Here is a 22,364-nt window from a genome sequence, read left to right as displayed (position 1 = left end):
TGAACAAATATGTCCTTTATTGATGAAGAAAAGTATCGTATAAAACGTGCAGGTAAAAAGAAGCATAAAGGTATTGTCATTTCTAGCATAGCAGGAACAATTGTAGGGGCTTCATTATTTGCATTTGGGGCGCCTTTATTTTCGAATCATGCTGGTGCGCTTCCGCAAGCTGAAGCAAGTGGAAGTAACATGGCTGAAGCTCAAGGGATTAAACAGGTTAGCTTTGTAGACGCTGTTGATCGCGCTTCTGAAGCTGTTGTTGGTATTATTAATATTCAACGAGACAATTTTTCAGAGGCAGATTCAGAAGCCGGTACAGGATCGGGTGTCATTTATAAAAAGACAGATGGACAAGCTTACATTGTAACAAATAACCATGTCGTTGCTGGAGCAAATCGTATTGAAGTAAGTCTAAGTGACGGTAAGAAGGTCCCAGGGAAAGTATTAGGAACCGATGTAGTCACAGATTTAGCTGTACTAGAAATAGATGCGAAGCATGTGAAAAAAATAATTGAGATTGGCGATTCTAATAAAGTTCGTCGAGGAGAACCGGTCATTGCGATTGGAAATCCACTCGGACTGCAATTTTCTGGGACCGTTACACAAGGCATTATTTCAGCTAACGAGCGTATTGTTCCTGTAGACTTAGACCAAGATGGTCATTACGATTGGCAAGTAGAAGTATTACAAACAGATGCAGCGATTAACCCAGGTAATAGTGGTGGTGCACTTGTAAATGCGGCAGGACAATTAGTTGGTATTAACTCAATGAAAATTGCTGCAAAAGAAGTGGAAGGAATCGGATTAGCTATTCCGGTTACTAGAGCCGTTCCGATTATGAATGAACTTGAGAAGTACGGGAAAGTAAGAAGACCTTATGTTGGAATTGAACTTAGATCATTAAATGAGATTCCGAATTATTATTGGTCCAAAACATTACATTTACCAGGCAATGTAGCAGAGGGAGTTTGCATTTTAGATGTGAAAAGTCCTTCACCAGGCGCGGATGCTGGTTTGCGAGAACATGATGTTATTGTAGCGGTAGATGGAAAACCAGTAAACGATATTATTGGGTTCCGTACGGCCTTATATGATAAAAAAATTAATGATAAAATGACTCTTACGTTTTATCGTGGTACAAAAAGAGCAACAACAACGGTGAAATTAGGCATTCAAAAATATTAAAAACAGGAGGGCCTACCTCCTGTTTTCTATTGTAGAAAAGTGAGGTGAAGAATATGAATTTACCTTGTTGTTTAGAACATGTTGAATTAGCGTTAGATATTATTGTTGATGAATGTGAAGTTGCACCGGTTATCAACAATGTGGATAACTCAGAAAAAGAGAAAAAAACATGTGAATTTTGTCAAAATGAGGCGACATATGTTGTATCGAACACAGATTCTCACACAATATGTGGGTAACATTTGTGGATATGTGGATAAGTTATGTGGATAACATGTTTGTAAGGTGGGGGATAAATGTGAATATCTCGATTATTTCAATCGGAAAATTAAAGGAAAAGTATTTAAAACAAGGTATAGCAGAATATTTAAAACGATTATCTGCGTACGCAAAAGTAGAAGTAATTGAATTGCCAGATGAAAAAGCACCAGAAAATTTAAGTGAAGCAGAAATGTTAATTGTAAAAGAAAAAGAAGGTATACGTATACTGGATAAAATTTCTGATGATACGCACGTGATCGCATTAGCGATAGAAGGAAAACAAAAGTCATCAGAAGAATTTGCAGTAAGCCTAGATCGTCTTGCTACATATGGAAAGAGTAAAGTTGCCTTTGTAATTGGTGGATCACTTGGACTAAGTTCAGAAGTAATGAAGCGTTCCAATGAATCTCTTTCTTTTTCAAAAATGACATTACCACACCAATTAATGCGATTAGTATTGCTTGAGCAAGTGTATAGAGCGTTTCGTATTAATCGTGGTGAACCATATCATAAGTAAATTTCCATTTGTATATAAAAAGAGTAAAAAAGACCATTGGATAAAAATCACCGATGGTCTTTTAAACATTAATAGGTGGTATGCAGATTTCCTAAAATAAGTATGTTTCTATTTCTAAAAAAGTATGCTGTAATATGAAGAGGAAAAAATTATAAGTAGTCAGAGAAGTGAGGAATTAAAGGTGAAGAAGTTTAAGAAGTTTTACTTAGAGATTACAAGTGTATGTAATCTTGCGTGCAGCTTTTGTCCGCCGACGGAAAGGCAGAAGCAATTCATTTCTGTGGAGGATTTTGCTAAAAGATTAGACCAAATTAAACCTCACACAGACTACATTTATTTGCACGTGAAGGGTGAGCCGTTGCTCCATCCAAAAATAGATCAACTGCTAGATTTAAGCCATGAAAAAGGATTTAAAGTTAATATTACAACGAACGGAACGTTAATTAATAAGAGAAGGCATAGACTGTTAAATAAGCCTGCTCTAAGACAAATGAATTTTTCCCTGCACAGTTTTGATGGACATCCAGGTTCGCAAGATAAAGAGGGCTATGTAAGAAGTATACTTGCCTTCATTAGGGAAGCAACAAGTCAATCAGATTTAATTGTTTCGCTAAGGTTATGGAATTTAACTCAGGATAATAAGACAAATGCTGAAATCCAGAAAAATAGAGAGCTATTATCCATAATTGAAAATGAGTTTGATCTGCCTTATCAAATTGAAGAGAAGCTTACACCAGGAAAAGGTATAAAAATTGCGGAACGTGTCTTTATTAATCAAGATTATGAATTTCAATGGCCGGCATTGCATGAAGAAGAGGATGATGGAAAAGGATTCTGTCATGGTCTTCGAAATCAAGCGGGTATTTTAGCAAATGGAACGGTTATTCCTTGCTGTTTAGACGGTGAAGGGATTATTAATCTTGGGAATATTAATAATGATTCATTTTCTAACATTATAGAAGGTGAAAGAGCAACAAACATTGTCGATGGATTTTCGAAAAGAGTTGCAGTCGAAGAGTTATGTAGGAAATGTGGATACCGTAAAAGATTTGGAAAGTAAATATGAAATAAGCCCTCATAAAGAAGCGAGGGCTTATTTTTTTATCCCGCATTAACGGGCAGTAAGATCCCCACCTCAAAATTCAGCGGAAGCAAAGAAGTTAGGTAGGGAATCAACTGCCCGTAAAAGCCCGATTGGTTCAACTAATAATCAGTGGGGGATGGACCCCCCACTGATTAAAGTTTCACTTTATTCTTGATAAGAACGCTCTAATTCATCAATTAAGGAGCCAACGTAAGAAACAGCTTTACGGATTGCATCTGGTTTTGACATATCTACTCCGGCATGTTTCATTAATTCAAGTGGTTTCATTGTACCACCAGCGCGAAGTACATCTAACCAGCGATCAACGGCGGGCTGCCCTTCTTCTTTAATCATTTGGGCTACTGCGGTAGATGCAGTTAGACCTGCGGAATACGTGTAAGAATATAAGCCCATGTAATAATGAGGTTGGCGCATCCAAGTTAAGCCGGCACCTTCATCGATTTCTACAGAATCCCCCCAGAATGTAGAAAGGACATTTGTTTTTATTTCGGTTAAACTTTTAGCTGTAAGTGCTTGTCCTTCTTCTGCTAGAGTATATACTCTTCGTTGGTATTCGCCCTCAAGTAAGTGAGTAACAAAGTTATGATAATATGTGCCAAGTAGTTGTAGAATGACCCATCTGCGCATTCTCTTATCGTTAGTTGTTGCAAGTAAATGTTGGGCTAGTAATAATTCATTCATCGTTGATGGTGCTTCAACAAAGTACATAGATGGACGTACATTCATAATGCGCTGGTTTTTATTTGCTAAATAAAAATGCCCAGCATGACCAAATTCATGTGCTAATGTGAAGCATCCGCGCATCGTATTTTGCCATGTAATTAAAATATATGGGTGAGAACCATATGGACTTGAACAAAATGCTCCTGTTGATTTGCCTACATTATCTGCAAGATCTACCCATCTTTCTTTGAAGCCTTTTTCGATAATGGAACTATATTCATCTCCTAATACTTTTAAAGAATCTTGAATGAGTTTGCTTGCTTCTTCGTAAGTAATTGCTGGATTAAATTCAGGATCTAAAGGTGCATGTAAGTCGCAGAAAAGCATTTGATCGAGTCCTAATACTTTCTTTTTTAAATCTGCAAAACGGCGCATATGAGGCGCTAATTCTTTATAAATAATATCAAGTTGATTGTTATACATTTCAAGTGGAACTTTTTGCGGCTCTAAAAGCATATGAGTAACGGATTCATATTTGCGTAAACGAGAAAGTGTCACTTGTTTTTTTACTTCAGTAGCATATGTTGTGGCAACTGTATTTTTATATCGCTTCAAAGTGGAAACAAACGATTCATATGCTTTTCTACGTATGTATGCGCTTGGAGAGAATTCATAATTGCTTTCAAATAATGCAAATGACACAGGGAATTCGTTTCCTTGTTCGTCTTGTATAGGATTGAAATCCATATCGGCCAATTTAGTCATGCCGTAAATTTTGTATGGAGAACTATGAACTTCGCCAAGTGCAGCAAGTGCTTCTTCTGTTTCAGGTGAAAGAGTGTGCTGCCTTTTGCTCAGCACTTCTAGTAATGATTTACGAAAAGGGTTGAGTTTTATCTCCTCAATTAAATATTTTTCAATCGTGCCTTCTTCAAATGAGAGAATTTCATTATGAATAAAGGATAGTGCTGTATGTACTTTCGTTCCTAGAGCAGAAACTTTGGAAGAGTTCGCTTGAATAACTGGATCTGTCCGATCAGCAGATTCTTTTAGGTTTGCATATGAGCTCAGTTTTGTTAATTTCATTAAAAGCTCTTCCTCTATAAGTAAGCAATTTAGTAAAGTAGTGGAGCTAGTATGCAAGTGTCCTTTAAGTGCATCAAGTTTCTGTATATCATTTTCTAATACGTTTAATGCAGCGTGCCACTCGGCATCAGATTTATACAAATCAGAAAGATTCCATGTTAGTTCAGTAGGAACTTCTGCGCGAATAAGGCGATTTTCAATTACATTTTTCATTTATTATAGCCCCCTTATTTTAAGTATTTAAAAATATGATACTAGAAAATTCAGTAAAATAAAAATATTTAACGGTTTTATACATAAAAAAGAAGGACAGGCATACACATGCTTGTCCTTCGAGCTGAATATAAGAATTAATATACTTTATCACCGTTGAAAATAGAGTTTTTCACGACAACATAATCTACAGTACGAATAGCATCTAATTTTGTTCCACCAGCGTAAGAGATAGAAGATTGAAGATCTTGTTCCATTTCGATTAAAGTGTCTTCTAAAGAACCTTTATGCTCCACGAACATTTTCTTACCTTCAACGTTTTTCTTCTCACCTTTTTGGAATTCAGAAGCTGAACCGAAGTATTCTTTATAAAGCTTTCCATCTTTTTCGATTGTTTCCCCTGGAGACTCTTCATGACCAGCGAATAGAGAACCGACCATAACCATAGTCGCCCCAAATCGAATAGATTTAGCTACATCACCGTGTGTACGGATACCACCGTCAGCAATAATCGGCTTACTTGCAGCTTTTGCACACCAGCGAAGTGCAGCTAACTGCCAACCACCAGTTCCAAAGCCTGTTTTAATTTTAGTAATACAAACTTTACCAGGTCCAATACCAACTTTTGTTGCGTCAGCGCCAGCGTGTTCTAATTCTCTTACCGCTTCTGGAGTTCCAACGTTTCCAGCGATAACGAAGCTTTCTGGTAAATGTTTTTTAATATGTTGAATCATGTTGATCACAGCATTAGAGTGACCGTGTGCGATATCGATTGTAATGTATTCAGGTGAAAGTTGCTCAGCAGCTAATTGTTGTACGAATTCGTATTCGTCTTCTTTAACACCAACGCTGATTGAAGCAATTAATCCACGTGATTGCATATCTCTAATGAACGAGATTCGTTTCTCTGGTTGGAAACGATGCATGATATAGAAGTAGTTATTTTCAGCTAAATAAGTTGCGATTCTTTCATCTATAATCGTTTGCATATTTGCAGGTACGACAGGTAATTTAAATTTATGTTTTCCTAAAGTGACAGTTGTATCACATTCAGATCGACTGTTTACAATACATTTTGCAGGAATTAATTGAATATCTTCATAGTCAAATACGTTTTCCATCATTTACACCCCTAAAATACGAATATTTTATTTGTTTCATTTGAAAATGTTCGTCCAAAGGATAATTTACATTATTTTCACTAATAAGTCAAAGGTTTTAATGTTTATATAAAAAAATTAAGTTGATTTAAGTCTGCTGTAGGTTTATATCGTCAAAATTTGTTTTAACATAACATGATTTAATGTAAAATTATGTGTGGTATAGGGAAAATCAAATATGTAAATTTAGGAGAGCTGTTAATGAAACGATTAGTGTATATGGATTGGTTGCGTGTGTTAGCGACAATCGCAGTAGTTACAATTCATGTCTCCGCTGGTTATGTTTCCACATTGGATGCAAATAACGTTTCGCGTTGGTTGTCTGGGAATCTTTTTGAGTCACTTTCACGCGCTAGCGTTCCAATCTTTGTGATGATTAGTGGAGCTTTATTATTAAAGGGTACGAAAGATATTTCTATTGGAGAATTTATACAGAAACGTGCAAGTAAGGTAATTATACCTTTTGTAGCTTGGAGTGTTTTATTTTATTTATACGGAGCTTATGCAGGATATTTCCCGCGTTCTATAAAACAGGGGATAAAATATTTTCTAACAGATAGTATTGGTGGACATTTATGGTTCATGTACATGATTGTAGGGATATACTTAATTACACCTTTACTGAAAATTTTTGTGAAGAATGCTCAAAAGAAAGAGATAGAGTATTTTTTAATTTTATGGTTATATGCATCTGTTGTCGTTAATTTGGCAAAATATTATTATCCTATCAACTTTAATATTGAATTATTTTACGTTACAAATTATGTAGGCTATTTCCTTCTTGGTTATTATTTATCCAATTATGATATTGTGAAAAAGTGGAGGAATTTGGCTTACATTGGAGGAATTGTAGGATTTATTATTACATTCTTTGTTACATATTATTATACAGTTCAGGCAAACGGACAATTGGATCAGTTTTGGTATGGATACTTTTCTCCAGGTGTTGTACTTATGGCGATTAGCTTATTTGTATTTTTTAAATATTCTTTCGAAAATTCAGAAAGAAAATTACCATTTGTATTACGCGGTATAAATCAAGCGAGCCTTGGTATTTATATCCTTCACTTTTTCTTATTAAATAACTATCTGTACAGAGTATTTCCAAAGGTGAATGAACATGCACATGCAATATTGGCAATACCTATTAATGTAACAATCACAATTGTTCTTAGTATGGTAATTACTTTAGTATTGCAAAGAATACCAGTTGTAAAAAAATTAGTTCCATAAAAGATGAATACAATTTAGAGGGGCAGACTTATAATTAAGGCTGTCCTTTATTATTTAAGAATTATACGTAGATAAATTGAAACTTAAATGAATTGAAAACATTGATTTAATATAGTATCTTGGTATAACTTGACGTTAGATATGGAGAGTATAGTTATTTAAATATAAAATTCAAATGAGGTTAGTATATGAGTAAAAAGGAATTTAGTAATTATGCATTAAGTAAAGAAATAATACGAGCACTTACTGGTTTAGGATATGAACATCCAACAGAAGTGCAAGGAGAGGTTATTCCAGTTGCATTGAAAAAGAAGGATCTTGTTGTAAAATCGCAAACTGGAAGTGGGAAAACAGCTTCATTCGGTATTCCACTTTGTGAAATGGTGGAGTGGGAAGAGAATAAGCCACAAGCATTAGTTTTGACGCCGACGAGAGAACTTGCTGTTCAAGTGAAAGAAGATATTACGAATATAGGCCGCTTCAAAAGAATTAAGGCTGCGGCCGTTTATGGTAAGTCTCCATTTGCACGTCAAAAATTAGAGTTAAAACAAAAGACACATATCGTAGTGGGGACTCCTGGCCGTGTATTAGATCATATTGAAAAAGGTACCCTTTCTTTAGAATGTCTGAAGTATTTAGTCATTGATGAAGCAGATGAAATGCTAAATATGGGCTTTATTGATCAAGTAGAGGCAATTATTGATGAATTACCTACAAAGCGAATGACAATGCTATTTTCGGCAACACTTCCAGAAGATGTTGAAAAGTTATCCCGTACGTATATGGATTCGCCAACGCATATTGAAATTAAGGCGGCCGGGATTACAACAGATAAAATTGAACATACACTTTTTGAGACGAGAGAAGAGGATAAGCTTTCACTTCTTAAAGATGTAACAACGATTGAGAATCCAGATAGTTGTATTATTTTTTGCCGTACACAAGAAAATGTAGATCACGTATTTAGACAGTTAAACCGTGTTAACTATCCTTGTGACAAAATACATGGTGGTATGGTGCAAGAAGATCGTTTTGAAGTTATGGACGATTTTAGAAAAGGAAAGTTCCGTTATTTAGTAGCGACAGACGTAGCTGCTAGAGGAATTGATATTGATAATATTACACATGTTATTAACTATGATATTCCGTTAGAAAAAGAAAGTTATGTACATCGTACGGGAAGAACGGGACGAGCTGGTAATAAAGGAAAAGCTATTACATTCATAACTCCGTATGAAAATAGATTTTTAGAAGAAATTGAGGCGTACATCGGCTTTGAAATTCCAAAGGCATATGCACCTTCAAAGGAAGAGGTTATGAAAGGGAAGGCAGTATTTGAGGAAAAAATACATGCTAAACCAATTATAAAGAAAGATAAAAGTGCAGACTTAAACAAAGGGATTATGAAGCTGTACTTTAATGGCGGGAAGAAAAAGAAAATTAGAGCGGTAGATTTTGTCGGCACAATTGCTAAAATTAAAGGTGTTACAGCAGAAGATATAGGAATTATTACGATACAGGACAATGTTTCTTACGTTGAAATATTAAATGGAAAAGGACCAATTGTTTTAAAGACCATGAAAACTACAACGATTAAAGGGAAACAATTAAAAGTCCATGAAGCAATTAAGTAAATAAAAAAACTATCCACTGTAACAGGTGGATAGTTTTTTTATTTACGATTCTTTTAAATCGTCCACTAACTTCTCCGCCAATCGTCTGTACATATTACTCATCGTCACGAAGGATGTTAGTAATAAAAACTTTTCTAGCTTTTGATCTTCTAAGGAGGAAATCTCATTTACTTCCCTAATACGGTTATTTACGTCCTGATTAAAGGTTTCCACATTGGTTTCAGTAAGAGCAAGATAATCTTTATAGAGAGTATTTAATTCGAATGTATCATCGTTTAGTAAAGGTACATTTATATTTTCTAATGAGCTTTTTATGTCATTAATGGAAAGGGCTCCTTTTAATTGGTAAATCAAGCTAATTAAAATCATATGCTCTTTTGAATACTTTTTATTTTTAATAGGGATGAATAGTTTCCCTTTTGCGTAATTGTTAATCATTGTTTTTGTTAATACTTTTTCATCATCAGTTCTTGTTGTATCCGCATAAGTATTCTCAAATAGTTGAACAACTTGGTCTACATATAAGTCGACATTTGGGATATCCTCAAGTTTAATATTTTTTTCTAAATGTAATGATTCAAGTAATTTATTTATATTTTCCACGTAAAACCCCTCACTTTTATAACTTAGTGGAACTGAATGTTTAGCATATCTTTAAATATGGTATTACGAAACAAGTGAATTGTAAATGTTGACTAGTATAAATAATGTGTATATAATTACATGTAGTTATTAAAACTACATGTAATTATATGAGGGGTGTTTATATGAATGCTTATGTAAGAGAACCGGTTAATGCATTTACTCACTTAGGAGGAGCTGTATTAGCATTTATTGCATTATTAGCTATGCTTGTGAAAGTTTCTGTTAAGATGCCATCTTTTGCTGCAATTACAGCTGTTATTTTATTTGGTATTGGGATGATGGTCCTTTATATGGCATCAGCTGTGTATCATAGTGTTGTAGCCAGTGAACGTGTTATTTATTTCTTTAGGAAGTTAGACCATTCTATGATTTTTATATTAATTGCAGGTACATATGCACCCTTTTGCTTAATTACATTAAGTTCGGCAAATGGTTTACTACTATTTTGTTTAGTTTATGCAACTGCGATTTGTGGTATTGTTTTTAAAATGTTTTGGTTTAATTGCCCAAGGTGGTTATCGACAGGAATTTATCTTCTGATGGGTTGGTTAATTGTTCTATTCTTTGCACCGCTAGCTGAGAATTTAAGTACGGGAGGTATCCTTTTCTTAGTACTTGGAGGTATTTTTTATACAATTGGTGGGTTTATTTACGGTGCTAAGCCAAAATGGTTGGAGTTTAAATATATGGGACACCATGAAATTTTTCATGTTTTCGTATTATTAGGAAGCCTGGCACACTTTTTAAGTGTATATTGTTACGTAATTTAACAAATCAGAACGTTTGGATAGCTTTTACTAAAATTTTTGGGTAATAAAAAATGATATAGAAAAATATAGATGTTGAAGAGCTACATAACTTAAAGTTATGTAGCTTTTTATATAAAAGAAAATTTAAAATATTTAGAATTTATACCTTGGAATATGATAGGATAGATGTGTATTGAGATTATAAAATTTTATAATTGATGATAAGTGGGGGACTATATATATGGCGATACTTATAACGGGTGGAGCAGGATATATTGGTAGTCATACGTGTATAGAATTATTAAATAATAATTATAAAATTATAGTCGTAGATAATCTTTCAAATAGTTCAATAGAGTCTTTAAACCGAGTAAAAGAAATAACAGGGAAACAATTTAAATTTTATAATGAAAGTGTTTTAAATCGTGAAAAAATGAATGGGATTTTTTTGGAAAATAACATTGAAGCAGTTATTCATTTTGCTGGCTTCAAAGCAGTTGGGGAATCTACTACAATTCCGCTTACATATTATTATAATAATATTATAAGTACGATTATATTATGTGATGTAATGCAAAAACATAATGTGAAAAAATTTATTTTTAGTTCGTCTGCAACTGTATATGGAATTCCAAAAACATCACCAATTACGGAAGAATTTCCATTAAGCGTGACAAATCCATACGGGCAAACAAAGTTAATGATAGAGCAAATTATGCGTGATGTTGCAAAAGCTGATGGTGAATGGAGTATCGCGTTACTTCGTTATTTCAACCCATTTGGGGCGCATCAAAGTGGTCGTATTGGAGAAGATCCAAATGGGATTCCAAATAATTTAATGCCATATGTAACACAAGTAGCGGTAGGGAAGTTAAAGGAATTAAATATATTTGGAAATGACTATCCAACAAAAGACGGGACAGGTGTTCGTGATTATATTCACGTTGTTGACCTTGCAAAAGGACATGTAAAGGCACTTGAGAAAGTGCTTGAAACTACAGGAATAGATGCATATAACCTTGGTACAGGGAAAGGGTATAGTGTATTGGAGATGGTCAATGCTTTTGAGAAGGTTTCGGGCAAAAAAATACCTTATAAAATTATCGGGCGTCGTTCTGGGGACGTAGCGATATGTTTTGCTGATGTATCTAAAGCGAAGCGAGAATTAGGATGGGAAGCGGAATATGGATTAGAAGAAATGTGTTTAGATTCTTGGAGATGGCAGGTAAATAATAAAAATGGCTATCAAATGATTTAAGGAGGATACTTTATTTTTATTGTATTTATGTATAATAAAGGAACCAAAGGTCAGTAATAGTTTTCGTTGAGGAAAAGAAAATGAAAGAGAGTATTACTGACCATAGCACTTCAATAGGAATTTAATCTATTGAATGCTTTTATAAATTGGTGATTTGGAAAGAGAACTTAATGAATTCGAACAAGTTGTTTATGATATACGGTATTACCTTCTTGGCTTGCGTATGGCGGTATGCTTCGTCCAAAACAATTTGCGATAATATTGGAGTGGCTAGGATAAGAAATACGAATTTCATACAAGTCAACAGCGTCACCTAAATCAGCATAAAAAACTGCTAAGTTGTTCCCTTGTAAAATATATGGAAATACTACTTCCGCATTTTCACCAATTAGTACAGGTAATTTTACAGGATTAGAATAGTTAGACCAATCCCAAACCTCTATACTTACATAGTGTGCGTAAAATGCATCTAAATTTACAATGTTTACTACTGCTGAAACAGTTGCAGGCTCTCTTGTTAATACACCTGTGGAGTGAAAAACAGGTTGATTTGGATAATGAAGAGGCATAAATATCAAACCTTCCTTAAAATGATATGATTGTACTATATTTTATGCTAGGCATTAGTAGAATGAGATAGGGAAAATGTATCATTCTATTCATTTTTTATAGAAATTAAAAACGTATGATTGAAAAGTATTCCAACACTTGTATCCTTGTTAGAGTCCGTTTATAATCAAGGAATCCTATTGCATATTTTGATAGGGTTATTTATTATTGAAAGCGTTTTAAGTTTGCTCTTTTTTAAGGTAGGAAGTCTGACTTATTCAGATGAAAAATTATGTATGTAGTTTTAAATGGGAAGAAAAATAATATAGGTATCACTTTAAAGTGTGGGGAGGTTAAAAGTGTGAAAAGATAAGATTTTCACACGAATATATATGGGTTATGTAGGATTATTACTTTCAGGTGCAGCTTTATTTTTAAATAGTCTTGTTATATTAGGAAAAGCAGAGATGAAAAGCGCAGGTGTTTTTAATTTATTTGTGGGGGCATTACAAATTATCATTCCGTTCTATTTGATTATGATTTCTGATCAAAGTAATTGGACGGTATATTCATATGCAGCTACCTTTTTATTTGGATTAACCTATTTATATGTAGGTGTTACTTTTATAAAGGGAATGGATAGTAGTGGTCTAGGATGGTTCTGTATTTGGGTAGCGATTATTGCTTTATTCTATATGGTCGTTTCATTTGTTCAATTCAACGATGTTGTTAATGCGTTAACATGGTTTATGTGGGCATTACTTTGGTATTTATTCTTTGTATTAAATACACAAAAAAAGAATATCAATCAATATCTTGGAAGAATTGCTTTCGTACAATCATGGGTAACATTGACACTGCCTTCACTCTTTTATTTTATGGGAGTTTGGGGAGAGGGATTTGTATATGAACTATGGGTTTATGTATCAGTAATTTCTATTTTATATTTCTGTTATTGTATTTTTAAATATCGAGTACGTTAATGCGTCATATGTAGAAAAAACATGGAATCGTTAAACTGATTCCATGTTTTTTTATTTTAGCATTTATAATAAGGGAGGTAGTATTTTACAATTTATGAAAACGGGGATGATGAAGGTGAAAAAAGTATTGGTACTAGGGGGAACAAAATTTTTTGGTAAACATTTAGTACAAGTACTGTTGCAAGCTGGACATGATGTAACGATTGCGACGAGGGGAGTTACTAAAGATTCCTTTGGAAGTGCAGTAAAAAGAATTATCGTAGATAGAGAAGACGAAAAAGAACTAGCAAAGCGTTTAGAAGGTAAAAGTTATGATATTGTATACGATAATTTATGCTATAGCTCAAATGCAGCGAAGAGAGCATGTGAAGTGTTAAAAGAAAAAACTAAGAAGTATATTATGACATCTTCAATGGCTGTCTATAGGCCTGCGCTAGGTCTGTTAGAAGAGGATTTTAATCCATATGAGTATGCAATCACGTATGGAGATAGGAATGATTTTAATTATAGTGAAGGTAAGAGATTAGCTGAGGCAGTTGTATTTCAACATGCAGCATTCCCAGTTGTTGCAGTGCGTTTTCCAGTTGTTATTGGAGAAAATGATTATACGAAAAGATTACAATTTTACGTTGAACATGTTGTGAAACAAGAGCCTATCGTTGTGGATCATGTAGATGGAGATTTGGTATTTATACATGAGAAAGAAGCAGGAGAGTTTTTAGCTTGGTGTGGGATGGAAAACATAGAAGGGCCGATTAATGCTTGTAGCAACGGGGTAGTTTCTACCAGAGAAGTTATTCGTTTCATAGAAGAAAATACGGGGATAAAAGCTCTCATTCAAGAAGTAGGAGATAATAAAGCGCCTTATAATGAAGTAATTAATTGTACGTTACATAATGAAAAGGCTCGTGAATTGGGATTTCCATTCCGAGAGTTGAAACTAGAAATGAAAAATATTTTACGCCATTACATAAATACAATGAAGTAATCATAAATCCCCCGGTGGCAATCCGGGGGATTCTGGAGGATTTCGACAATACTGATTTTACATTACCAAATTTACCTTATACGCACGACTAATGTTTTTGTGATTGAATTGCTTGTAAATATTTCTCGTTTACCCGGTCCCAGTTCACTGTATGCCACCAGTTGGTAACAAACTCTGGGCGCCGATTTTGATACTTTAAATAATAGGCATGTTCCCATACATCAATGACGAGTAACGGGATCTTCCCTTCTTGCAAAGGTGTATCTTGATTCGGTGTACTCATAACAGAAAGTTCTTCACCGTCAAGAACAAGCCATCCATATCCACTTCCAAAACGACTAATGGCCGCTTTGGACAGTTGGTCTTGTAAGTTGTCAAAGGTATTGAAATAATAATCAATTCCTTTTGCAACGTCTCCATTAGGCTCGCCGCCACCTCGAGGGCTCATCACTTCCCAAAAAAGACTATGACAATAATGACCACCACCGTTATTTCTAACTGCTGTAATAATTTCCATTGGTAAATCATCCAAATTACATAGTAACTCTTCTAAAGATTTATTATGTAATTCAGTATAGTTTTCTAAAGCAGCATTTAAATTGTTTACATATGTCGCATGGTGCTTTCCGTGATGAATAGAAAGTGTATTGCTATCAATATATGGCTCTAATTCATCATAGTCATATGAAAGCTTTGGCAATTGAAATGAAGACATAATATTACCTCCTTTCTAGTTTAAAAGTTGGTCTAGGTAAAAATATTTTACCTGAGTCAAAAATACACTTATTTTTCATAGAAGTCAAGAGGGATTTCTATAATTTTCTGAAAATATTACAATAAAAGTAACACTTTCACTTTCGTTTGTGACTATTATCCTTTTTGCTTATACTGTAAATTAGTAGCGTTTGTTGAAATAGAAGGAGATTGTTTATGAGTAAAACGAAACAATTAATAGAGGAAGCGAGTAATTTTATTACTACTTGCTATAAAGAGCTTAATAAAGAGCAATTCATAGAAGAGCGTATAAAAGAAATTCACATGGAAATAGAGAGAACGGGAACGTATGAGCATACATTTGAAGAACTTGTTCATGGTTCGCGAATGGCATGGCGTAATAGTAATAGATGTATTGGAAGGCTATTCTGGAGTAAGATGCACATATTAGATGCACGTGAAGTGAATGATGAAGAAGGTGTATATAATGCGTTAATTCATCACATTAAATATGCAACGAACGACGGGAAAGTTAAACCGACAATTACAATTTTTAAGCAATATGAAAGTGAAGAAAATAATATACGAATTTATAATCATCAATTAATTCGATATGCAGGATATAAAACAGAAATGGGAGTAATCGGTGATTCTCATTCCGCTACATTTACGGATTTTTGTCAGGAACTTGGCTGGCAAGGAGAAGGTACGAATTTTGATGTATTACCGCTTGTATTTTCTGTTGATGGAAAAGAGCCTATATATAAAGAAATTCCAAAAGAAGAAGTAAAAGAAGTACCAATTGAGCATCCAGATTACCCAATCTCATCTTTAGAAGTGAAATGGTATGGAGTGCCGATGATTTCAGATATGCGTTTAGAGATTGGTGGTATTTCTTATACGGCAGCTCCGTTTAATGGATGGTATATGGGGACGGAAATTGGAGCTCGGAACTTAGCTGATCAGGATCGTTATAATTTACTTCCAGCAGTTGCAGAAATGATGAATTTAGATACATCAAGAAATAGCACGTTATGGAAAGACAAGGCATTAATTGAGTTGAACATTGCTGTATTATATTCATTTAAAAAACAAGGAATTAGTATTGTTGACCACCATACTGCTGCACAACAATTTCAGCAATTTGAGAAGCAAGAAGCTGCCTGTGGTCGCGTTGTAACAGGAAATTGGGTATGGTTAATACCGCCATTATCGCCAGCTGCCACTCATATTTATCATAAACCGTATCCGAATGATATTTTGAAGCCAAATTTCTTTCATAAATAATATTTAGTATAGGGGGATTTCCTGTAAAATATAAAATTTTTTTTATTACTGTTATGTAGCAAATGGAAGCCTTTACTCCCGGTTATTTTTGGCAGAAGCTTTTTGAACCAGGGAGTTCCTTATGTTATAATCAAATTTCTGTTTCGAAGACCTTATAGACATATAAGGTCTTTTGTTTTGCTTTTTTATGTAAGAGGAATAGAATGTTTCTTTTAAATAAGGGATTTAGCATATTTTTAGGGACAACATAAGTATGTGGAAAATTGATGAATTATTATACTTATATAATAATTATGTTTTGGATTTAAACAAGAAAACATAATAAAGTTGTTTTTTTTAGATTGCTGAGGAAGGAGGATGTGTAAATGAGGATGAAGAATCAAAAAACAGATTGGCCTGTATTTCTTATTAGTGGTGGTTCGCTTTTATTATTTGTAATCGCAGTTTTCTTAAATAAAGGTTATGTAGAGGGAGCTATTAATCGCAGTTTTGCATTTTCAATTAAGTACTTCGGGACTTTTTGGCAGATTTTATTGTTAGGTACATTTATTGTTGCGATGTGTATGGCATTCTCGAAATATGGGAAGGTCAAACTAGGTAATTTAGAAAAACCTGAGATTAGTACGGCAAAGTGGCTTGCTATTATTATGTCTACACTACTTGCCGGAGGTGGCGTTTTTTGGGCAGCGGCAGAGCCAATGTACCATTTGATGACGGTGCCACCAATACATGAAGGTATATCTGCTGGAACGAAAGAAGCAGTCATGCCTGCTTTAGCACAAAGTTATATGCATTGGGGATTTTTAGCTTGGACGATTTTAGGTACAATTAGTGCGGTAGTTATGATGTATGGACATTATCATAAAGGTATGCCGTTAAAACCTCGTACGCTTTTATATCCTATTTTTGGAGAGAAATTGCGAAAGAGTTTGCTTGGAACGATGATTGATGCATTTGCAATTATTGCAGTAGCTGCAGGAACAATTGGTCCGATCGGATTTTTAGGCTTACAAGCAAGTTATGGCTTACAAGCATTATTCGGAATTTCCGACGTGTTTACTACTCAATTAGCAATTATTATTTGTGTGGTAGCTGTTTCTACTATATCTGCGGTAACGGGTATTGATAAAGGGATTCAAATAATAAGTGATTTAAATGTTAAACTAGCGATTTTATTGATGGTGTTTGTGTTATTCTTTGGACCAGGTGGATTTATTATTGATTCATTTGTTTCTTCGTTTGGGTTTTATATAAATGAGTTTATACCAATGAGCACATACCGCGGGGATACAGGTTGGTTAGGATCTTGGACAATCTTTTTCTGGGGATGGTTTATTGGATATGGACCAATGATGGCAATTTTAGTGAGTCGAATTTCAAGAGGAAGAACGATTCGCGAAATCATCGTTGCAATTGGAATTATTGCACCTATTATTACAACGTTCTGGTTCACTATATTGGGGGGATCAGGTGTATTTTATGAATTAATGAAGCCTGGATCTATCTCGAACGCTTTAAGTGAATCTGGTATGCCAGCAGCGATGATTGCAATTACAGAGCAACTGCCACTATCTAATATTATTGGACCGGCATTTCTTTTATTAACAATTTTATTTGTAGTAACAACAGGAGATTCAATGGCTTATTCCATTTCAATGGCAGTGACTGGAGATGGAGATCCTAGAATTAGCTTGCGAATTTTTTGGTCGCTTATTATGGGAGCAGTTGCAGCAATTCTTTTATATATGGGAGAAGGAAGCATTAATGCATTACAATCTTTCATTGTAGTGACAGCTGTTCCGGTATCAATTTTGTTATTCCCGATGCTGTGGCTGGCACCTAAAGTTGCAGGAGAATTAGCATTGAAGCAAGGCATTGTACAAGAAAAAGATAAAACTGCTTTCTTATTCCAGAAAGCTAGTAAATCAAAATAAATGATAAATAAACACTGAAAAGAGGAAGCATTTTAAATGAGATGCTTCCTCTTTTTCGTTTAGTCTAATACTTTTCCCTTTGTTTCTGGCACACATAATAACATTGTAATTAATCCGATTGGATAGATGATGAAAATTAAGGATAATGCTCCAAGTAAATTGCCACCTGTAGCGAGTAAACCGATAATAACAGGGCCAAATCCAGCCAAACCACGTCCTGTACCGAAAATAAAGTTTTCCGCTGTAGAGCGAGCTTCGGCGGGATAGTTTTCAGCTAAAATGGCTCCGAATCCGCCCATCATTCCATTTGCAAAGAATCCGAGCAATGCACTTCCCCATAATAATAATGTTGAATCTGTGAATAGGAAGAAGTAAATAAGACAGTATATAGTACCGCCGATATAATAGATTGCAAAAGTTTTACGACGACCAATTTTATCAGCCAGAATACCAAAGGTTGCAATTCCAATGAGCATGCCAATCGTAGAGATGAACATCCAACCGCTCGCCTTTGCTAATGTATAGTTATATTTATTTGCTAAAATAGTTGGCATCCATGTGAAAATCCCATAATATCCGAAGTTCTGGATAAACGACATAATAATAAGACCAATTGTTGTTATTGTTACTTTTTTATTTGCAAATAACTTTTTAAGTGGGAATTTTTTTATTTGTTTTAGATGTTCTGCTTCAGTAGTTGTTAAAATACCATCAGCTTCTTTTTGTAACAATTCCTTTTTGTACCGTTGTTTTTGCTCCCATATTTTCGGTTCACTTAAACTTTTACGTACATAAACAGCTAGTAAAGCTGGAATTAGTCCGAATAAGAAAACAGCTCTCCAGCCAAAATGCGGGACAATAAATGCTGGAAGAAGTGAAGCTACTAAAACACCAAATTGCCATCCAAGTGCAACGACCGATGTTGCCTTAGCACGCATTTCTTTTGACCATGTTTCAGTTACGATGGCCATTCCAATTCCGAATTCGCCACCAACTCCCATTCCAACTAAAAAGCGAAGAATTAATAATTGCCAGTAATCTGTTGCGAAATAAATGAGTGCTGTTGCTAGTGAAAATAGTAAGATGGTGAAGGCCATTGTACGGATACGACCAAATAAATCAGCGATAAACCCAAATAAATAAGAACCAATTAGCATACCAATTGTCGTAGCTAATGTTAAGTTTCCACCTTCAACAGGGCTTAAATGAAACTCTTTTAAAATATAGACGAGTACGAAAGATAAGAGCAGCATATCTAAACCTTCTGCGGCGTATCCTAGTGCAGAACCAAACAGTGTTTTATATCTTTTCTCTTTCGTCTCCTCTGTTGTTTGTACATCAGTGGTGATGTTCATTATTATTCCTCCTTATTTTCTTCTACAGTCGCTATGGAAGAATAACAAAAGGCCTTCTCACCTGATATGATGAGAAGGCCAAAAAAGCATACGTATCTCTAAAAAAGAACATACGTATATTGTATTCCGACTTCCTTCTCAACCTCACGGGGTTGGGTTAAAGGACTGTATGATATTACTTTATTTTTAGCACTCTTCTATTACATTGTCAAATAAAGAGGAGATTTCCATGTGTAAAATATTTCAAAAAACATTTCATTCTTCTTGACGCCTACTTCGTTATTTTCCCATAATAAAACTAACTAAATAAAAAGGAATGAATCAAAGATGTTAAATTTAGTACTCATGATGATTGAACGCGTCGGACTTATCGTTATTTTAGGATTTTTACTCTCTCATATTAAAACGTTTAGGCGCCTTCTCCATAGGCAGGACGGATATGTAGATAAGCTTAAGCTTATTTGTATTTTTTCTGTGTTTACAATTGTAAGCAATTACACTGGTATTGAAATAGCAGGAAATACGATTATGAATGAAAATTGGCTACAAGGTGTTTCTTCATCAAGTACCATTGCGAATACACGTATTATGGGTGTGGGTATTAGTGGTTTACTTGGTGGACCAATCGTAGGAGTTGGGGTAGGAGTTATCGCTGGTATTCATCGTTATATGCTCGGTGGTACGACAGCGCTAAGTTGTGCAATTTCTTCTATTTTAGCAGGGATTATAACAGGGTATATCGGATACATTTTCAAAAAATATAACCGTACAATTACACCTAAGTTTTCAGCAATTTTAAGTGTTGTTATCGTTTCTTTAGAAATGATTATGATCCTATTAATTGTAGAGGATGGAATTAGTATTGTGAAAACAATTGCGATACCAATGATCCTTGTAAATAGTTTTGGAAGTTTTATTTTACTTTCTATGATACAAGCTATTTTGCGTCAGGAAGAGAACGCAAAGGCACTTCAGACCCATAAGGTATTACGTATTGCTGATAAAACGTTACCGTATTTTCGCCAAGGCTTAACAGAAGAATCGTGTAAGCATGTGGCACAAATTATTCACCGCTTTACAGGAACAGATGCGGTATCCTTAACAGATACAGAGAAAATATTAGCTCATGTTGGATTAGCATCAGATCACCATATTCCTTCACATAGTTTAATAACGGGTTTATCGAAAGAAGTGTTAAACACAGGGAAAATAATGAAAGCAAAATCACGTGAGGTTATTAATTGTCAACATGAAGGTTGTCCTTTGCAAGCGGCGATCGTTATTCCACTCACTTCACATGGAAATACGATAGGGACATTAAAACTGTATTTCAAAAATCCTAACCAGTTAAGTCGTGTGGAAGAGGAATTAGCAGAAGGGTTGGCAAAAATATTCTCTACACAACTTGAATTAGGTGAAGCTGAATTGCAAAGCAAATTATTGCAAGATGCGGAGATAAAAGCATTACAAGCACAAATTAACCCGCACTTTTTATTTAATGCGATTAATACAGTATCAGCTTTATGCCGAACCGATGTAGAAAAAGCAAGGAAGTTATTATTACAGCTTAGTGTGTATTTCCGCTGTAATTTGCAAGGGGCACGTCAGTTATTGATTCCACTAGAACAAGAATTAAACCATGTACAGGCATACTTATCACTAGAACAAGCAAGGTTCCCAAATAAGTATGAAGTAAAGCTGTATATTGAGGAAGAGCTAAAGACAACTCTAGTACCACCATTTGTTCTTCAATTATTGGTTGAAAATGCATTGCGACACGCTTTTCCAAAGAAACAACCAGTATGCGAAGTAGAAGTGCATGTGTTTGAAAGAGAAGGTATGGTTCACTTTGAAGTGAAGGATAATGGGCAGGGAATTGAGATAGAACGTTTAGAACAATTAGGGAAAATGGTAGTTTCATCAAAGAAAGGGACTGGAACAGCTTTATATAATATTAATGAACGTCTAGTCGGTTTATTTGGGAAAGACACGATGCTTCATATTGAAAGTGAATTAAATAAGGGGACGGAGGTTACCTTTATAATTCCAAAAAAAGTAGGGGAGGAAGAACGGGTTGTTAAAAGTATTAGTAGTTGATGATGAGATGTTAGCACGTGATGAGCTAAAATATTTATTAGAAAGAACGAAAGAAGTTGAGATAATTGGTGAGGCTGATTGTGTGGAAGACGCATTAGAGGAACTAATGAACTATAAACCAGATATTGTATTTCTGGATATTCAATTATCCGATGATAATGGATTTGAAATCGCAAATATATTAAAAAAGATGAAAAATCCCCCTGCGATTGTATTTGCAACGGCCTATGATCAATACGCATTACAAGCATTTGAAGTAGATGCGTTAGATTATATTTTAAAACCATTCGATGAAGAACGCATTGTACAGACATTGAAGAAATATAAAAAGCAAAAACAAGCGAAAATAGAAACGAAGCAAGAAATAAAGGGGACAGATGTAACAGCAGAGATGCATAAATTAGCATTGCCAATTGAGGAATCAATCGTACTTGTAAATATTGAAGATATTATATATGTAGGACTCGTAGATGGGAAAGTAACAGTAAAAACAATGAGAGAAACATATGTAACACACGATACACTTGTAATTTTGGAAAAGAAGTTACCACAAACAAGTTTTATGCGTGTTCATCGTAGTTTTATTGCAAATATTAATCATATTACAGAAGTGCAGCCGTGGTTCAATTCTACTTATAATTTAATTATGAAAGAAGGATCAAAAGTACCTGTTAGCCGTACATATGCAAAAGAACTTAAAAAGCTGCTTCGTATTTAAGAAGCAGCTTTTGTATTTCATCCTCTTATT

At 34.6% G+C, this 22,364-nt stretch carries 20 protein-coding genes; 14 read left to right on the top strand and 6 right to left on the bottom strand.

Annotated features, from left to right (window positions below):
• Positions 1–9: 9 nt before the first annotated feature.
• From JDS95_RS19625 to JDS95_RS19610, 4 genes are all read left to right on the top strand, one after another.
• Positions 10–1,185: a S1C family serine protease gene (locus JDS95_RS19625; RefSeq protein WP_000008023.1), complete on the top strand. Its 1,176-nt coding sequence runs from the start codon at positions 10–12 to the stop codon at positions 1,183–1,185.
• Positions 1,186–1,238: 53 nt separating this feature from the next.
• A complete protein-coding gene (locus JDS95_RS19620; RefSeq protein ID WP_001052827.1) occupies positions 1,239–1,424 on the top strand; it encodes a CxxH/CxxC protein in 186 nt (61 codons plus the stop codon).
• A 59-nt stretch (positions 1,425–1,483) separates the two neighbouring features.
• Positions 1,484–1,963, top strand: a complete 480-nt coding sequence (rlmH, locus tag JDS95_RS19615; RefSeq protein ID WP_001027003.1) for a 23S rRNA (pseudouridine(1915)-N(3))-methyltransferase RlmH — start codon at positions 1,484–1,486, stop codon at positions 1,961–1,963.
• Positions 1,964–2,144: 181 nt separating this feature from the next.
• Positions 2,145–3,023: a radical SAM/SPASM domain-containing protein gene (locus JDS95_RS19610; RefSeq protein WP_000713626.1), complete on the top strand. Its 879-nt coding sequence runs from the start codon at positions 2,145–2,147 to the stop codon at positions 3,021–3,023.
• Positions 3,024–3,212: 189 nt separating this feature from the next.
• Here the strand turns inward: JDS95_RS19610 and pepF are convergent, their stop codons facing one another.
• Both pepF and guaC read right to left on the bottom strand, forming a co-directional pair.
• Positions 3,213–5,030, bottom strand: coding sequence for an oligoendopeptidase F (gene pepF, locus JDS95_RS19605; protein ID WP_199690734.1), 1,818 nt, complete (start codon positions 5,028–5,030; stop codon positions 3,213–3,215).
• Positions 5,031–5,167: 137 nt separating this feature from the next.
• Positions 5,168–6,151, bottom strand: coding sequence for a GMP reductase (gene guaC / locus JDS95_RS19600; protein WP_000432439.1), 984 nt, complete (start codon positions 6,149–6,151; stop codon positions 5,168–5,170).
• Positions 6,152–6,391: 240 nt separating this feature from the next.
• Here guaC and JDS95_RS19595 point away from each other — a divergent pair, with 240 nt between their 5' ends.
• Both JDS95_RS19595 and JDS95_RS19590 read left to right on the top strand, forming a co-directional pair.
• Entirely contained in the window at positions 6,392–7,423 is a 1,032-nt protein-coding gene (locus tag JDS95_RS19595; RefSeq protein WP_000827025.1) for an acyltransferase, read from the top strand.
• 188 nt (positions 7,424–7,611) lie between these two features.
• Positions 7,612–9,057: a DEAD/DEAH box helicase gene (locus JDS95_RS19590; RefSeq protein ID WP_199690733.1), complete on the top strand. Its 1,446-nt coding sequence runs from the start codon at positions 7,612–7,614 to the stop codon at positions 9,055–9,057.
• Positions 9,058–9,099: 42 nt separating this feature from the next.
• Here the strand turns inward: JDS95_RS19590 and JDS95_RS19585 are convergent, their stop codons facing one another.
• Positions 9,100–9,660: a DUF1836 domain-containing protein gene (locus JDS95_RS19585; RefSeq protein ID WP_000427895.1), complete on the bottom strand. Its 561-nt coding sequence runs from the start codon at positions 9,658–9,660 to the stop codon at positions 9,100–9,102.
• Between the two features lie 164 nt (positions 9,661–9,824).
• On the opposite strand from JDS95_RS19585, the gene trhA reads away from it, so the two are divergent.
• Entirely contained in the window at positions 9,825–10,472 is a 648-nt protein-coding gene (gene trhA, locus JDS95_RS19580) for a PAQR family membrane homeostasis protein TrhA (RefSeq protein WP_000995371.1), read from the top strand.
• A 220-nt stretch (positions 10,473–10,692) separates the two neighbouring features.
• Entirely contained in the window at positions 10,693–11,709 is a 1,017-nt protein-coding gene (gene galE / locus JDS95_RS19575; protein WP_199690732.1) for a UDP-glucose 4-epimerase GalE, read from the top strand.
• Between the two features lie 167 nt (positions 11,710–11,876).
• Here the strand turns inward: galE and JDS95_RS19570 are convergent, their stop codons facing one another.
• Positions 11,877–12,278, bottom strand: coding sequence for a hypothetical protein (locus tag JDS95_RS19570; RefSeq protein ID WP_001128273.1), 402 nt, complete (start codon positions 12,276–12,278; stop codon positions 11,877–11,879).
• Positions 12,279–12,650: 372 nt separating this feature from the next.
• Between JDS95_RS19570 and JDS95_RS19565 the strand changes: the two genes are divergently transcribed.
• Together JDS95_RS19565 and JDS95_RS19560 are read left to right on the top strand one after the other, a co-directional pair.
• A complete protein-coding gene (locus JDS95_RS19565; protein WP_000542573.1) occupies positions 12,651–13,241 on the top strand; it encodes an AmiS/UreI family transporter in 591 nt (196 codons plus the stop codon).
• Between the two features lie 94 nt (positions 13,242–13,335).
• Complete coding sequence (locus JDS95_RS19560; RefSeq protein WP_199690731.1) at positions 13,336–14,229, top strand: NAD-dependent epimerase/dehydratase family protein; 894 nt, start codon at positions 13,336–13,338, stop codon at positions 14,227–14,229.
• Between the two features lie 88 nt (positions 14,230–14,317).
• Here the strand turns inward: JDS95_RS19560 and sodA are convergent, their stop codons facing one another.
• Positions 14,318–14,944, bottom strand: coding sequence for a superoxide dismutase [Mn] (gene sodA, locus JDS95_RS19555; protein ID WP_000094054.1), 627 nt, complete (start codon positions 14,942–14,944; stop codon positions 14,318–14,320).
• 215 nt (positions 14,945–15,159) lie between these two features.
• On the opposite strand from sodA, the gene JDS95_RS19550 reads away from it, so the two are divergent.
• Both JDS95_RS19550 and JDS95_RS19545 read left to right on the top strand, forming a co-directional pair.
• On the top strand, positions 15,160–16,230 hold the full coding sequence (locus JDS95_RS19550; RefSeq protein WP_000047638.1) for a nitric oxide synthase oxygenase: 1,071 nt from the start codon (positions 15,160–15,162) through the stop codon (positions 16,228–16,230).
• 365 nt (positions 16,231–16,595) lie between these two features.
• Entirely contained in the window at positions 16,596–18,164 is a 1,569-nt protein-coding gene (locus tag JDS95_RS19545; protein ID WP_199690730.1) for a BCCT family transporter, read from the top strand.
• A 59-nt stretch (positions 18,165–18,223) separates the two neighbouring features.
• Here JDS95_RS19545 and JDS95_RS19540 read toward each other — a convergent pair whose 3' ends face one another.
• Positions 18,224–19,519 (bottom strand): MFS transporter, encoded by a 1,296-nt coding sequence (locus JDS95_RS19540; RefSeq protein ID WP_001028013.1) that lies wholly within the window; start codon positions 19,517–19,519, stop codon positions 18,224–18,226.
• Positions 19,520–19,846: 327 nt separating this feature from the next.
• Between JDS95_RS19540 and lytS the strand changes: the two genes are divergently transcribed.
• Both lytS and JDS95_RS19530 read left to right on the top strand, forming a co-directional pair.
• Positions 19,847–21,616: a two-component system sensor histidine kinase LytS gene (gene lytS, locus JDS95_RS19535; protein ID WP_199690729.1), complete on the top strand. Its 1,770-nt coding sequence runs from the start codon at positions 19,847–19,849 to the stop codon at positions 21,614–21,616.
• Positions 21,594–22,334: a LytR/AlgR family response regulator transcription factor gene (locus JDS95_RS19530; RefSeq protein ID WP_199690728.1), complete on the top strand. Its 741-nt coding sequence runs from the start codon at positions 21,594–21,596 to the stop codon at positions 22,332–22,334. Before lytS ends, JDS95_RS19530 begins: the two co-directional genes overlap by 23 nt.
• The last annotated feature ends 30 nt before the right edge of the window (positions 22,335–22,364 follow it).

Origin of the sequence: Bacillus cereus group sp. N24, assembly GCF_016483345.1 — a bacterium.
Taxonomy (GTDB): Bacteria; Bacillota; Bacilli; order Bacillales; family Bacillaceae_G; genus Bacillus_A; species Bacillus_A toyonensis.
This window is presented reverse-complemented; position numbering and strand designations above follow the sequence as displayed.